At 74.1% G+C, this 14731-nt stretch carries 10 protein-coding genes; 8 read left to right on the top strand and 2 right to left on the bottom strand.

Going from position 1 to position 14731, the window contains the following annotated elements:
* Nucleotides 1–23: 23 nt before the first annotated feature.
* Entirely contained in the window at nucleotides 24–1397 is a 1374-nt protein-coding gene (locus ACWD35_RS19790; protein ID WP_451352558.1) for an SWIM zinc finger family protein, read from the bottom strand.
* Between the two features lie 90 nt (nucleotides 1398–1487).
* Between ACWD35_RS19790 and ACWD35_RS19785 the strand changes: the two genes are divergently transcribed.
* The 7 genes from ACWD35_RS19785 to sucD all read left to right on the top strand — a co-directional run bounded on the left by ACWD35_RS19785 (nucleotide 1488) and on the right by sucD (nucleotide 11882).
* On the top strand, nucleotides 1488–2705 hold the full coding sequence (locus ACWD35_RS19785; protein WP_451352557.1) for an AAA family ATPase: 1218 nt from the start codon (nucleotides 1488–1490) through the stop codon (nucleotides 2703–2705).
* On the top strand, nucleotides 2702–5080 hold the full coding sequence (locus ACWD35_RS19780) for a DUF5682 family protein (RefSeq protein ID WP_451352556.1): 2379 nt from the start codon (nucleotides 2702–2704) through the stop codon (nucleotides 5078–5080). Before ACWD35_RS19785 ends, ACWD35_RS19780 begins: the two co-directional genes overlap by 4 nt.
* The gene (locus tag ACWD35_RS19775; RefSeq protein ID WP_451352555.1) at nucleotides 5077–6279 is read left to right on the top strand and encodes a VWA domain-containing protein; all 1203 of its coding nucleotides are present in this window, start codon (nucleotides 5077–5079) and stop codon (nucleotides 6277–6279) included. Before ACWD35_RS19780 ends, ACWD35_RS19775 begins: the two co-directional genes overlap by 4 nt.
* Nucleotides 6280–6398: 119 nt before the next feature.
* Complete coding sequence (locus ACWD35_RS19770; RefSeq protein WP_451352554.1) at nucleotides 6399–7190, top strand: hypothetical protein; 792 nt, start codon at nucleotides 6399–6401, stop codon at nucleotides 7188–7190.
* Nucleotides 7191–7359: 169 nt separating this feature from the next.
* A complete protein-coding gene (locus tag ACWD35_RS19765; RefSeq protein ID WP_451352553.1) occupies nucleotides 7360–9324 on the top strand; it encodes a hypothetical protein in 1965 nt (654 codons plus the stop codon).
* Between the two features lie 464 nt (nucleotides 9325–9788).
* Nucleotides 9789–10970 carry an ADP-forming succinate--CoA ligase subunit beta gene (gene sucC / locus ACWD35_RS19760; RefSeq protein WP_451352552.1) on the top strand — a complete coding sequence of 394 codons (1182 nt, stop codon included), beginning with the start codon at nucleotides 9789–9791 and terminating at the stop codon, nucleotides 10968–10970.
* Between the two features lie 27 nt (nucleotides 10971–10997).
* Nucleotides 10998–11882 (top strand): succinate--CoA ligase subunit alpha, encoded by an 885-nt coding sequence (gene sucD / locus ACWD35_RS19755; RefSeq protein ID WP_451352551.1) that lies wholly within the window; start codon nucleotides 10998–11000, stop codon nucleotides 11880–11882.
* A 65-nt stretch (nucleotides 11883–11947) separates the two neighbouring features.
* Here the strand turns inward: sucD and ACWD35_RS19750 are convergent, their stop codons facing one another.
* Complete coding sequence (locus ACWD35_RS19750; protein WP_451352550.1) at nucleotides 11948–12973, bottom strand: helix-turn-helix domain-containing protein; 1026 nt, start codon at nucleotides 12971–12973, stop codon at nucleotides 11948–11950.
* Nucleotides 12974–13069: 96 nt separating this feature from the next.
* Between ACWD35_RS19750 and ACWD35_RS19745 the strand changes: the two genes are divergently transcribed.
* Nucleotides 13070–14713, top strand: a complete 1644-nt coding sequence (locus ACWD35_RS19745) for a cell division protein PerM (protein ID WP_451352549.1) — start codon at nucleotides 13070–13072, stop codon at nucleotides 14711–14713.
* The last annotated feature ends 18 nt before the right edge of the window (nucleotides 14714–14731 follow it).

Below are 14731 nucleotides of genomic sequence, written 5' to 3'. Positions count from 1 at the left end.
GGAAGCGGCCGGCAGGTGGGGTTTCAGCACAGCGTCACCGCCTCGCCCGGGCCCTGCGGCCAGGCCGTGAGCGGGGTGAAGCCGCGGTGGCCGCACTCGCCGAAGACCTTGACGGGAGCGCCGCCGGAGAGGGCGACCAGCCGCCACAGGCCGGGGCGGGTGCGCGCGGCCGGCGTGAGCGGCAGAGCCGAGTCCGTGTCGGCGTCCGCCAGTTGCCAGGAGCCAGGCTCCTCGCCGAGGGTCGGTATGACCCGGTCCAGAGTGACGGGGACCGACTCCAGCCAGGGGTCGGCGCACAGGGCCTCCCCGTAGCGGGCCGCCGCCTCGGCCGTACTCACGCCCGGCGGACGGATACCGGCCGGGGCTGGACTGGTGAACTGCTCGCCCAGGGCGGCCCGCGACTGCCCGGAGCCCGGATACGCGGACAGCTCCGCCTCCAGCGCCAGCCCGACCGGCAGCGACAGCTCGGGCGCGCGGCCGGCCGCACCGTAGGAAAGGAGCAGGCGGGTGCGGTCGGAGCCGGCACCGTACAACCAGACCCGGCGCGTCGTCAGTTTCGCGTCCACCGTGTCGTACTGGGCGAGGACCAGCCAGTGGTCGCGCACCGGCGGGCCGTCCGCCGAGGCGGGCAGGCCGAGCCGGGAGCGGACCGTGGCCGCGAGGGCGTCCGGCAACCGGCCGCGGCGCAGCCAGCCCTGGTCGAGCAGATGGAGCAGCGCGCACTCCTCCAGCAGCCGGGCCGGCCAGCCCGGACCGGAGGCCGGTATCGCCCCCAACTCGCGCACGCGCGCGGCCAGTCCGGGCGCCTGCGCGTCGACCATGCGGGCCGCCGCCTCCTCCCACAGCCCGTACCCGGCCTGCTCGGCCGAGGCGAGGCCGCCGCGCAGCAGGTCGGCCAGGCGCTGCTCCAGCTCGGTCGCGCCCGCCGTGACCCGCTCGGCCCGCCGCTCCGCCCGGCGCCGGGCCGCCTCCGGATCAGCGGGCCCGGAGGAGGAAGTCCCGCTGTCCTTCTCCCGTTTGCTCTCCGCCCGCTTGCGCCGGCCCGTGAGCCACTCCTCGGCCCAGTCCGGCGGCTCCGCCGGACCCGGTACGGCACCCTCTGCGCCGCCTTCGCCTGCCCACAGCAACAGCAGCCCGAGCGCGTGCTTGCACGGGAACTTCCGGCTCGGGCAACTGCACTTGTACCCGGGCCCCGCCGCGTCCGTCAGATCCACCACCGTCTGGTACGGCCTGCTGCCACTGCCTTTGCACAGCCCCCACACCGTCCCCTCTCCGCAGCTCCCCGTCCCGGACCACGGCCCCGCCGCGCCGAGTTTGCTTCCCGCTTCGCGTGACGCGGCGTCAGGCGCCAGTGCCAGCACCTGTTCCGCGGTCCAGCGCACCCCCTGCTGAGTCATGCAACGACGGTAGATCCCCCCACTGACAATCGGCCCTGCGAGCGCGTTTGTGCAGGTCAGAGCGATTGTCAGTGGCGTGGTGCACGGTGGATGCCAGAAGTCGAACCGGCCGAGCTGGAGGGGGCCTCAGCCATGTCCGTGTCCGTGGACGCCACGTCCGTCGAACCGAGCCAGAACCACTCCGCGCCCGCGAACGCGGGCCCGTCCGCATCCGCGCCCGCGTCCGGGGGCGACGCGCTGCGACCGCACGCCGAGCACGCCTTCGCCGCCGAACTCGCCGCGCTGGCCGCCCAGGACGACCGCCCGCGCCCGGCCCGCTGGAAACTGTCGCCGTGGGCGGTGGCGACGTATCTGCTCGGCGGCACCCTGCCGGACGGCACGGTGATCACACCCAAGTACGTGGGCCCGCGCCGCATCGTCGAGGTCGCCGTCACCACGCTCGCCACCGACCGCGCCCTGCTCCTGCTCGGCGTGCCCGGCACCGCCAAGACCTGGGTGTCCGAACACCTCGCGGCTGCCGTCAGCGGCGACTCGACCCTGCTGGTGCAGGGCACCGCCGGCACCCCCGAGGAGGCGATCCGGTACGGCTGGAACTACGCACGGCTGCTCGCGCACGGCCCCAGCCGGGACGCCCTCGTGCCCAGCCCCGTCATGCGGGCCATGGCGGAGGGCATGACGGCCCGGGTCGAGGAGCTGACCCGCATCCCCGCCGACGTGCAGGACACGCTGATCACGATCCTGTCCGAGAAGACCCTGCCGATCCCGGAACTGGGCGAGGAAGTGCAGGCGGTCCGCGGCTTCAACCTCATCGCCACTGCCAACGACCGCGACCGCGGCGTCAACGACCTCTCCAGCGCGCTGCGCCGCCGTTTCAACACCGTCGTGCTGCCGCTGCCGGAGAGCCCCGAGGCCGAGGTCGACATCGTCACGCGCAGAGTGGACCAGATCGGCCGCTCCCTCGATCTGCCGGCCGCGCCCGACGGCATCGAGGAGATCCGCCGGGTGGTGACCGTCTTCCGCGAGCTGCGCGACGGCATCACCGCCGACGGTCGCACGAAGCTGAAGTCGCCGAGCGGCACGCTCTCCACCGCCGAGGCGATCTCCGTCGTCACGGGCGGCCTCGCCCTGGCCGCCCACTTCGGCGACGGCGTGCTGCGGCCGGGCGACGTCGCCGCCGGGATCCTCGGCGCCGTCGTCCGCGATCCGGCGGCCGATCGGGTCATCTGGCAGGAGTACCTGGAGACGGTCGTCCGCGAGCGCGACGGCTGGAAGGACTTCTACCGCGCCTGCCGGGAGGTGAGCGTGTGAACGACTCCGCAGGGACCGAGGCATACGCCTCCGGGCCGCTGCTCCTCGGCGTACGGCACCACGGGCCCGGCTCCGCGCGCGCGGTGCGCGCCGCCCTGGACGCCGCCCAGCCCGCCGCCGTACTGATCGAGGGCCCGCCGGAGGCCGACGCGCTGATCCCGCTGGCAGCCGACCCGGAGCTGCGCCCCCCGGTCGCGCTGCTCGCGCACGCCGTGGACGAGCCCGGCCGCTCGGCGTTCTGGCCGCTCGCCGAGTTCAGCCCCGAGTGGGTGGCGATCCGCTGGGCCCTCGACCACGGGGTCCCGGCCCGCTTCATCGACCTGCCGGCCGCGCACACGCTCGCGTGGCAGACCGAAGGAGAGGAGCCGCCGGAGCCGCCGGAGTCATCGGAGCCCGGCCCTGCCGCCGAGGAGCAGCTCCGCGTCGACCCGCTCGCGGTGCTCGCCGAGGCCGCCGGGTACGACGACCCCGAGCGGTGGTGGGAGGACGTCGTCGAGCACCGGGGCCCGGGGGAGCGGGAGCCGTTCGCGCCGTTCGCCGCACTGGAGGAGGCGATGGGCGCGCTGCGCGAGCGGTACGGCGTCGGCGGGCGCCCCCGTGACCTGGTGCGGGAGGCGTACATGCGGCTCCAAGTACGCGCGGCTGGCAAGGAGTTCGGGGAGGCCGTGGCCGTGGTGTGCGGCGCCTGGCACGTGCCCGCGCTGCGGGCGAAGGCCACCGTCACCGCCGACCGGGCGCTGCTGAAGGGGCTGCCCAAGGTCAAGGCGGACCTGACCTGGGTGCCGTGGACGCACCGCAGGCTGGCCCGGTCGAGCGGGTACGGCGCGGGCATCGACTCGCCGGGCTGGTACGGGCATCTGTTCCGCGCCCCCGACCGGCCGGTCGAGCGCTGGCTGACCAAGGTGGCGGGGCTGCTGCGCGAGGAGGATCGGATCGTGTCCTCCGCGCACGTCATCGAGGCGGTCCGGCTGGCCGGGACCCTCGCGGCGATGCGCGGGCGCCCGCTGCCCGGCCTGAGCGAGACCACCGACGCCGTGCGCGCGGTGATGTGCGACGGCTCCGACGTGCCGCTGGCCCTGGTGCACGACCGGCTGGTGGTCGGGGACGTCCTCGGAGAGGTCCCGGAGGCCGCCCCCGCCGTGCCGTTGCAGCGTGACCTGGCCCGGCAGCAGCGCTCGCTGCGGCTCAAGCCGGAGGCGCTGGAGCGCGAGCTGGAGCTGGACCTGCGCGCGGACACCGACGCCGGCCGCAGCAGGCTGCTGCACCGGCTGCGGCTGCTCGGGGTCGGCTGGGGCGAGCCCGCGCGGTCGCGGGGGAGCACGGGCACGTTCCGGGAGACCTGGCGGCTGCGCTGGGAGCCGGAGCTGTCGGTGCGGGTCGCCGAGGCGGGCGTGTGGGGGACGACCGTGCTCGCCGCGGCCACGGCCAGGGCGGAGGCGGACGCGACGGCCGCGCAGGCCCTCGCCGAGGTCACCGCGCTCGCCGAACAGTGCCTGCTCGCCGGGCTGCCGGACGCGCTGCCTGTCGTGATGCGGGTGCTCGCCGACCGCGCGGCCCTTGACACGGACGTCGGCCAGCTCGCCCAGGCGCTGCCCGCCCTGGTCCGCTCGCTGCGGTACGGCGACGTGCGCGGCACCGACACCGGCGCGCTGGCCGGGGTCGCGGCGGGCCTCGCCGAACGGATCTTCGTCGGCCTGCCCCCGGCCTGCGCCGCCCTGGACGCGGACGCGGCGGAGGAGATGCGCGGCCAGGTGGACGCCGTGCACACGGCGGTGGGGCTGCTCGCCGAGACCCTGGCCGGTGCCCTCGCCGAAGAACACGGCGACCTGCGCGGCCGGTGGCGTTCCGTGCTGCGGACGCTGGCCCTGCGGGGCACCGTGCCCGGAGTCGTGCGGGGGCGGGCGGTGCGGCTGCTGCTGGACGACGGGAAGCTGGGGCCCGAGGAGGCGGCACGGCTGATGGGCCTGGTGCTGTCGCCGGGCACCCCGCCCGCCGACGCCGCCGCCTGGATCGAGGGCTTCGTCGGCGGCGGGGGCGGCATGCTGCTGGTGCACGACGAGCGGCTGCTCGGCCTGGTCGACGCCTGGCTGACCGAGGTGCCGGCGGAGGCGTTCACCGACGTACTGCCGCTGCTGCGGCGCACGTTCGCGGCATACGAGCCGGCGGTGCGCCGCACCCTCGGCGAACTGGTCCGGCGCGGACCGGGAGCGGCGAGCGACCGGGCCGGGGCAGGGGGCGCTGCGCCCGGCTTCGCAGTGGAGGCCGACGCAGAACGCGCGGACGCCGTGCTGCCGGTGCTGCGGCTGCTGCTCGGTCTGGAGGGCGCCGAGCCGGAGACGACCGACGACAACCGCCTTGCGGGGGTGGGCACATGACAACCGAACGGATCACGGTGGAGGCTGACACCGGCACGGTCACCGGCCTCGGCGACCCGGCGCGGGAGCGGTTGCGGCGCTGGCGGCTGGTGCTCGGCGGCGACCAGGCCGACGGCACCGGATGCACGCTCTCCGGCCGGGACGCGGCGATGGACGGGACGCTCGCCGCGCTCTACGACAAGGGCGCCAAGGCGCAGGCGGGCCGGGACCGTTCGGCGGGGCTCGGTGCCTCGGCGCCGTCCGTGGCGCGCTGGCTCGGCGACATCCGCACCTACTTCCCCTCCTCCGTCGTCCAGGTCATGCAGCGCGACGCCATCGACCGGCTCGGGCTCTCCGCCCTGCTGCTGGAACCGGAGATGCTGGAGGCGGTGGAGGCCGACGTGCACCTGGTCGGCACGCTGCTCTCGCTCAACAAGGCGATGCCGGAGACGACGAAGGAAACGGCACGCGCGGTCGTGCGCAAGGTCGTCGAAGACCTGGAGAAGCGGCTCGCCACCCGCACCCGGGCCACCCTCACCGGCGCCCTCGACCGCAGCGCGCGCATCCACCGGCCGCGCCATCACGACATCGACTGGAACCGCACTATCGCGGCCAACCTCAAGCACTACCTCCCCGAGTACCGCACGGTCGTGCCCGAGCGGCTCATCGGGTACGGGCGGGCCGCGCAGTCCGTGAAGAAGGAGGTCGTCCTCTGCATCGACCAGTCCGGGTCGATGGCGGCGTCCGTGGTCTACGCGTCCGTGTTCGGGGCGGTGCTCGCCTCCATGCGGTCGATCAACACCCGGCTGGTCGTCTTCGACACGGCGGTAGTCGACCTCACCGACCAGCTCGACGACCCCGTCGACGTCCTCTTCGGCACCCAGCTCGGCGGCGGCACCGACATCAACCGGGCGCTCGCGTACTGCCAGTCCCAGATCACCCGGCCCGCGGACACGGTCGTCGTACTGATCAGCGACCTCTACGAGGGCGGCATCCGCGACGAGATGCTCAAGCGGGTCGCGGCCATGAAGGCCTCCGGAGTGCAGTTCGTCGCCCTGCTCGCACTCTCCGACGAAGGCGCGCCCGCCTACGACCGGGAGCACGCGGCGGCACTCGCGGCGCTCGGCGCACCGGCGTTCGCCTGCACGCCCGACCTGTTCCCCGAGGTGATGGCGGCGGCCATCGAGAAACGGCCGCTGCCGATACCGGACATGACGTGACGCCGGACATGAAAGGGGACATGACTACCCATCGGTAACAGGGGGCTTGCGCAACCTCGGGCGAACCGTGCGAGGATCGACGGCGCCCGAATCGGTGGCCACACAGAGGATCCGCCCCCTTGACCCTGTCAGCAGCCCTGCCCCCAGCTGCCCTGCGCGTGATGCGCGCGGTGGCCGGTCGGCGTGCGCTGCAACTGGCGCTGCTGGTCGGCGGGGTGTTCGCCCTCGGGCTGCTGTGCGGGCAGCAGGCACACGCTGCCGAGGGCGGGCCGGCGGTTCCGGTGCCCCAGACGGTGGCATCGGTGCAGACGACGGTCACGGAAAAGGCCGTAACTCCCGTGCGTGAAGTGACGCGCACGGCGTCCCGCGCTCTGGATTCCGTGCTTCCCCGGGTGCCCGAGGTGCCGAAGCAGTCGCCGGACCAATTGCCCACGCAGGTGCCGGTGGATCTCCCGGTGGATCTGCCGACGGGCTCGCTGCCGACGGTTCCGCACGGCAAGGCCTCATCCCGGCCGCAGCCGCACGCCGGCCCGGTCCAAGCAGCGCCCGCGGCCCCGCGCGTCCATGCCGAGGGCCGTCACGCCGTACCCGCATCCGTACCCGTGCCCGCACCGCAGCCGGTCGCCGAGTACGGCCCGGACGCGGCCTTCGCACCGCATGGTGCGACGCACCCGTCGGTGCACCGCGCCACCGCACCCGTCGAGGCCCCAAGCCACCCCGCGCCCTCCGGAGATCCGGACAGCGCGCTGGGCAAGCAGGCGGCCGACGGCAGCGCGACCCGTCACGGTGACGGGTACGCGATCACTCTCGACGACCGGGCGCCGCTGCGGCTGCTGCCCGGCGCCGCCGCGCGCGTCGACGCGCCCCGGACCCGGGAACGGCACCGGGACATCCCCGTCTTCCCCGGCTAGGCAGCAGGGCCGACCTCCCCGCCACGGACCTGTCGCGCGGGGGCGGAACAGGTCTGCCCGCCCGTCCGGAACTCCCAGCCGTCAGCCAACTGCGATGAGCGCTGAGCGACCTCCGGACGGAACTCCCTAGCCGTTTCCGAAGCCGTTTCCGAAGGATTTGACGCACGCGATGAACAAGAACATCCGCCGTTCGATCGTCATAGCCGCCGGTGTCACCGGTGCGTGGGCGCTCGGCTCTGCCGCCGCCAGCGCCGACGAGCTGCCCGCCACGACCCTGTCCGTACCGGACGCGGGCGCCGAGGCCTCCGGCGCCATCGGCGTCCTGGCCGGCACGGTCGACGGCGTCGCCACCGACGTCCACGACACCGTCTCCGGCGCACAGGGCACCGTCTCCGGCCTGACCGGCTCCGCGGCCAAGGCCACGCAGCACGCGCAGTCCGTGCAGTCCGCGCAGGCCGTGCAGTCTGTGAGCAGCGCCGCCACCGGCACCGCCACCGGCAAGGCCGACCAGGCCCGCCGCTACGTCGACGCCAGGATCCCGGCCGCCGCGAAGGTCCGGGGCGGCCAGGCCATCAAGGGCGCGCAGGCGGCCCGGGCCGAGCAGGCTCGGACGCAGGCCAAGGCCGAGACCCGTGTGCACGCCGAGGGCGCGCACGTCACCGCCCGGGTCGCCGACGAGGCCACGCACACCGTCTCGACCTCTCCCCGGGACGAGCAGGACGAGATCGACTACCTGTTCGGCCCGCTCGCCTCCTTCGCCCCCGAGGTGGAGGAGGCCCTGGCCGCCGCCCAGACCAAGCTCCAGGCCACGCAGGCGGCGCTCCGCGCCCAGACGCTGGGTGTCCAGGGCGCCGTACGGACGACGGCACAGCAGACCGTCGCCGCGGCGCAGGGCCGGACCGCCGGTGCCACCACCCTTGCGACCGGCGAGGCCGCCGAGGCGACCGGCGCGGTCCAGGCCTCCGTCGCCGGTGTGCCCGCGCACGTCACGGGCACTGCCACCGGGGTCGAGCAGCGGGCCCTCGGCACGGTTCGGGCCGTGCCGGGCACGGTCACCCCGGTGGTGGACGAGACGGCCGCCTCCGTCGTCCCGCCGGTGGCCTCCGTCGCCGTACAGGGCGCCGTGCCGGTCGCAGGCCAGGCGCTGGCGGGCGTGCAGCCGACGGCCGGGCACGCCGTCGCGGGCGTGTACGGGACCGCCGCGGACGCCGTTCCCGGCGTGCAAGGGGCGGCCGGTGACGAGCTCTACGGCGTGCAGGGCACCGCCGGGGGCGCCGTCGCCGGTGTGTATGGCACCGCCACGAACACGGTGGCGGGTGTCCACGGTGTGGCCGCGCATGCCGTCGCGGATGTGCAGCCGGTGGCCGGCGCAGTGGTCGGCGATGTGTACCCCGTGACCGGCGGCGCCGTCGCCGATGTGCACTCGGTCGCGGCCGGGGTCCTCGCGGACGTGCCGTCGTACGCCACCGGGCTGGCCGGCCAGGTCGCCCAGGACACCACGGACGCCGTGCTGCCGCCGGTGGCCTCGGCCGCCGTGCGCGGGGCCGTGCCGGTCGCCGGGCAGGCGGTCGCGGACGCGGGCGGTCTCGCCTACGGCGTGACCGGGGACGTCCGGCCCTTCGCGGGCGGGGTCGTCGGCGCCGTACCGCCGCTCGCGCACGGCGTGACCGGGCGGGCCGGGCTCTTCGCCGAGGGCGTGACCGGCCAGGTGCCGCCCTTCGCGGCCGGGGTCACCGGTGCGGTCCAGCCGGTCACGGACACCGCCACGGGTGCCGTCCACCAGGTGACCGGAACCGTCCACCAGGCCGCCGGCACCGTCACCGGGACCGTCGGGCCCGTGGCCGGCGGGGTCCAGGGCAGTGCGGCCGGGCTGGCGTACGGCGTGGCGGGCGAGGCCGGGCCCTTCGCCCAGGGCGTCACCGGCGCGACCGCGCCGCTCACGCAGCAGGCCGGGGGCTTCGCGCAGGACCTCGGCGGCACGGTGCAGGGGGCCGGCGGCCCGCTGGCCGGGCACGCGGTCACCGGTGCCGAGGGGATCGCCCACTCGGCCACCCCGGGCTACGCCCACGACCTGACCCCCACCGGCTACGCCCAGGACCTGTCGTACCCGAGCGCCCAGCCCCACATCTGGTAGCCGGGCCGTACCGCTTCGCGGGGGTGACCGGACCCGGATGGCCGAATGCCGTCGGTTTGTCCGGCCGGACTCCCGCGGAGGGGCGGGTGGTCCCCATTGGGGTGGGGATCAACCGCCCCGGACCGGCCCCGGTGCCACCGGGGCCGGTCCGGAGGCCTCACCGGGTAGACCCCAGCCCGGTGAGGCCTCGCACATCGCGCCAAGTCAGCACGAAGGCAGCCCGTACGTCACTCACATGTCGGCACGCCGTGCCAGGTATCCCGGCATCATGTGACAGGTATCACCGCTCGGGTGTGACTCGCGATTTAGAGCCCTCCGGCAAGCAGAGATAACCTGCGAGACGGACATGCCGCGCGCTCGGACACCGTGTGCGCCCCCCTTGTGACAAGCGGACGTCACGTTGCCCTTCGCGGCACGCCCACGCATCCAACGAACCGCGAGATCACTGATAGGGACGGAAGCGCGTGGACCTGTTCGAGTACCAGGCGAGGGACCTCTTCGCCAAGCACGATGTACCGGTGCTGGCCGGTGAAGTCATCGACACGCCTGAGGCGGCGCGCGAGATCACCGAGCGGCTCGGCGGCAAGTCCGTCGTCAAGGCCCAGGTGAAGGTCGGTGGCCGCGGTAAGGCCGGTGGCGTGAAGCTCGCCGCCACCCCGGACGAGGCCGTCGCCCGCGCGACGGACATCCTCGGCATGGACATCAAGGGCCACACGGTCCACAAGGTGATGCTCGCCGAGACCGCTCCGGAGATCCTCGAGGAGTACTACGTCTCCTTCCTCCTCGACCGTGCCAACCGCACCTTCCTCTCCATCGCCTCCGTCGAGGGCGGCATGGAGATCGAGGAGGTGGCGGCCACCCGTCCGGAGGCCGTCGCCCAGACGCCGATCAACCCGATCGACGGCGTGGACGAGGCCAAGGCCCGCGAGATCGTCGCCGCCGCCAAGTTCCCGGCCGAGGTCGCCGACAAGGTGGCGAACGTCCTCGTCAAGCTGTGGGACACCTTCATCAAGGAGGACGCCCTCCTGGTCGAGGTCAACCCGCTGGCGAAGGTCGCCTCCGGCGAGGTCATCGCCCTCGACGGCAAGGTGTCGCTGGACGACAACGCCGAGTTCCGTCACCCCGACTTCGAGGAACTCCACGACAAGGCCGCGGCCAACCCGCTCGAGGCCGCTGCCAAGGAGAAGAACCTCAACTACGTCAAGCTCGACGGTGAGGTCGGCATCATCGGCAACGGCGCCGGTCTCGTCATGAGCACCCTGGACGTCGTCGCGTACGCCGGTGAGAACCACGGTGGCGTCAAGCCCGCCAACTTCCTGGACATCGGCGGTGGCGCCTCCGCCCAGGTCATGGCGAACGGCCTGGAGATCATCCTCGGCGACCCGGACGTCAAGTCCGTGTTCGTCAACGTCTTCGGTGGCATCACCGCCTGTGACGAGGTCGCCAACGGCATCGTCCAGGCCCTCAAGCTCCTCGAGGACCGGGGCGAGAACGTCACCAAGCCGCTCGTCGTCCGTCTCGACGGCAACAACGCCGAGCTCGGCCGGCAGATCCTCACGGACGCGAACCACCCGCTGGTGCAGCGCGTCGACACCATGGACGGGGCGGCCGACAAGGCCGCCGAGCTGGCCCACGCCGCCAAGTAAGCACTCAGGACGAGGACACAACACACCATGGCTATCTGGCTCGACAAGGACAGCAAGGTCATCGTCCAGGGCATGACCGGTGCCACGGGCATGAAGCACACCAAGCTCATGCTCGGCGACGGCACCAACGTCGTGGGCGGCGTGAACCCGCGCAAGGCGGGCACCAAGGTGGACTTCGACGGCACCGAGGTACCGGTCTTCGGCACCGTCAAGGAGGCCATCGAGGCCACCGGCGCCAACGTCTCCGTCATCTTCGTGCCGGAGAAGTTCACCAAGGACGCGGTCGTCGAGGCCATCGACGCCGAGATCCCCCTGGCCGTCGTGATCACCGAGGGCATCGCCGTGCACGACACGGCCGCCTTCTGGGCGTACGCCGGCAAGAAGGGCAACAAGACCCGCATCATCGGCCCGAACTGCCCCGGCATCATCACCCCGGGCCAGTCGAACGTCGGCATCATCCCGGGCGACATCACGAAGCCGGGCCGCATCGGCCTGGTCTCGAAGTCCGGCACGCTGACGTACCAGATGATGTACGAGCTGCGTGACATCGGCTTCTCGACCGCCGTCGGCATCGGTGGCGACCCGATCATCGGCACCACGCACATCGACGCCCTGGCCGCGTTCCAGGACGACCCCGACACCGACCTGATCGTCATGATCGGTGAGATCGGTGGCGACGCCGAGGAGCGCGCGGCTGCGTTCATCAAGGAGAACGTGACCAAGCCGGTCGTCGGCTACGTCGCGGGCTTCACCGCGCCCGAGGGCAAGACCATGGGCCACGCCGGCGCCATCGTCTCCGGCTCCTCCGGCACGGCCCAGGCGAAGAAGGAGGCCCTCGAGGCCGCCGGCGTCAAGGTCGGCAAGACGCCGACCGAGACGGCGAAGCTGGCGCGCGAGATCCTGAGCGCCTGAGCTTCTCAGCTGCACGTCGGTGGGCCCGTTCCCCTTGGCTGGGGCGGGCCCATCGCCGTATCCGCTCACCTCGCCAGCGGTGCCAGTCTCTCCGGGCCGCTCGCTTCCGACCGTTGCAGCTTCGCTCGCAGTGCCTGTTCCTGCTCGGACAGCGGGCCCAGGGCCACCCGGGCCGGGACCCCTTCCACCGCCTGCGGCGCGGCGATCGGCGGTTCGTAGTGCGTCGGCGCTGTCCGCAGCGTGAGCGTCGTCGCGCCGATGATCGTCGCCGTGAAGGCGATGGCCGCCCGGGTCCAGAACACGTTCCGGCGTTCGCCGACGGTGCGTACCGTTGTCGGCCTGGCCGCGCTCAGCCGCTCCGCGGAGGCCAGTTCGGCCAGGCGCCGGTGCAGTTGCGCGGGGTCGGCCAGCTCCGGCAGCAGCGCGGCCACGGCCGCACGGGCGTGGGTGAGCCGGTTCGCGGCGGCCGGGGTGCTCGCCTCCGTCTCCGCAGCCGTCTCCGGCAGGCCGAGCCCGACGCCGTCGTAGAGGACGAGCGTGCGCCGGTACGACGCCGGAAGCTGCAGCAGGACGTCCAGCAGTGCCCGGTCGGCGGGGGCGGCGGGCGGGGGCTCCGGGGAGCGGTAGCGCGGGCGGAAACGGTGCCAGGGGGAGAGCGCCCAGTCGTACGCCGTCGCCCGCACCCACCCTGCCGGGTCCCGGTCCCGCGCCACCTCCGGCCAGCGCTGCCAGGCCAGCTGGAAGGCCCGCTCCACGGCCTCCCGGGCCAGCTCGCAGCGCCCGGTGAGCAGATAGGTCTGGCGCGCGAGGGTGGGAGCGCAGAACGCGTACAGGGCGTCGAAGGCCTGATCGGGAGTCAGCGGCACGGGCTCGGGCGACACAGCCGTCGGCTCCCCGAAAGAGGCCAGCAGCCGGGCGTACGCCTCGCCCGCGTCGCCGCTCGGGGTGCCGCGGCCCTGCTCCCAGGCGCGTACGGTCGCGCGCCTGACGCCGACCCGCGCCGCCAACTGAGTCTGCGTCAGCGACCGGGACTCGCGCAGCCGTCGGCGCTCCTCCGGCGGCGGCAGCGGGCTGGCAGGGCTCTGTGTCACCGGGCGCCCCTCCGTACGGAAAAGTACATAAGCATATATTGAGCGACACTTCGGAGGTTCGCCTGTTACGACGGGAAAGCGTGTGTCGTTGGGAGCATGGCGGGCGTGATTCCCGTGACCGCTCGCCGATCGCCGTTGTCCCCTCTGCTCACCCGGGTGCGCGACCGCTCGCCCGGACTGGCCAACAGCCTGCTGGGCGGTGCCGTCGCGGCCGGGCTCGGGTTCGGCTCGTTCGCCGTGCTCGTGATGGGGCTGTGGATCAGCTCGCCGTACCCCGACAGCGGCCCCGGCGCCGCGCTGCACATCGCCGCCGCGCTCTGGCTGCTGGCCCACGGGGTCGAACTGGTCCGCACCGACACCCTCTCCGGCGCCCCCTTGCCGATGGGCGTGACTCCGCTGCTGCTGCTCGCGCTTCCGCTGTGGCTGCTGTTCCGGGCGGCCCGGGACGCGGTGGACGCGCCGCCCCCCGACTCCGACGGCCCGCCGCCGGTGCCGGCGTACGCGGCGTGGACGGGCGTCGTCCTCGGCTACCTCGCCGTCGGCTACGGGATCGCGCTGTACTGCTCCGGCGGCGAACTGCGGCCCCAGTGGAGCTGGGTGACGGCATCTCTGCCGCTCGTCGCGGCGGGCGCGGCCGGCATCGGGGTGTGGTCGGCGTACGGCCGCCCGCGATGGAGGCACCTCCCTGCTCCGGCGGAGCCGAGAGCCGGGGGGCCGCTGCTGAGCGTCTTGCTCGGTACGGCGGCACGGGCGGCCGGGGCCGCGACGGCGGTGCTCGTCGGGGGCGGGGCGCTGCTGGTCGGGGTCTCGCTGGTGTGGCACGGCGACACGGCCCGGCTGTCCTTCGTACAGCTGACGCAGGGCTGGACCGGCCGCTTCGCCGTCCTGCTGCTCGGCGTCGCGCTCGTCCCGAACGCGGCGGTGTGGTCCGCCTCCTACGCCCTCGGCCCCGGCTTCGCCCTCGGCGCCGGGCACCTGGTGCACCCGCTCGCCTCCGACCCCGCCCCGCTGCTCCCGCCGTTCCCTCTGCTCGCGGCGGTGCCGGAGCCGGGCACCGGGAGCCTGCTGAACTGGGCGGCGGGGCTGGTGCCGGTGGCGGCCGGGGTGACGGCGGGCTGGTTCGTGGCGAGACGCGCCACGGGCCGGCCGCAGTCCGGGTCCGTCGGCCGGCCCGAGCCCGTCGAGTCGGCGCCGGGCCGCTGGTCGGCCGGGTGCACCGCCGGGGCCGTCCTGCTGACGGCGATCCTCTGCGCGGCGTTCCTTGCGCTGCTGGCCGAGCTGGCGGGCGGCCCGCTGGGCGTGGGCGCACTGGCCCGCTTCGGCCCGGTGTGGTGGCAGACCGGAGCGGCGGCGGGCCTCTGGATCATGCTGCTCGCGCTGCCCTTGTCCCTGGCCGTACGGGCCTGGCGACTACGGGGCCTGCGGACGCGGGCCGGAATTCCGGCACAGAGCACCCTGGGCAGGTCGGCGAAGGACGCGCCCCACCCGGAGAAGCCGTCCGCCTCCGCGCTCACCAGTTCCCAGCCCACCGAGGACGAGGACGGGCCCGAGGAAGAGGAAGACGACCTCTACGACTTCCTCCCGGCCGACGACCCGTTCCCCCCGCTCCCGGACTGGCACGACGACCTGTCCCGCGCGACCCGCTGGGCGGCCCTGCGCGAGGCCGCGACCCCGAGGGACACCCCGGACACGCCTCCGCTCCCCGACGATCCCCCCGCCGATCCCCGCGCCGGAGGCTGACCTCGTGCTCCGCCCTCG

Source organism: Streptomyces sp. NPDC002671 (assembly GCF_053592475.1).
This window is presented reverse-complemented; position numbering and strand designations above follow the sequence as displayed.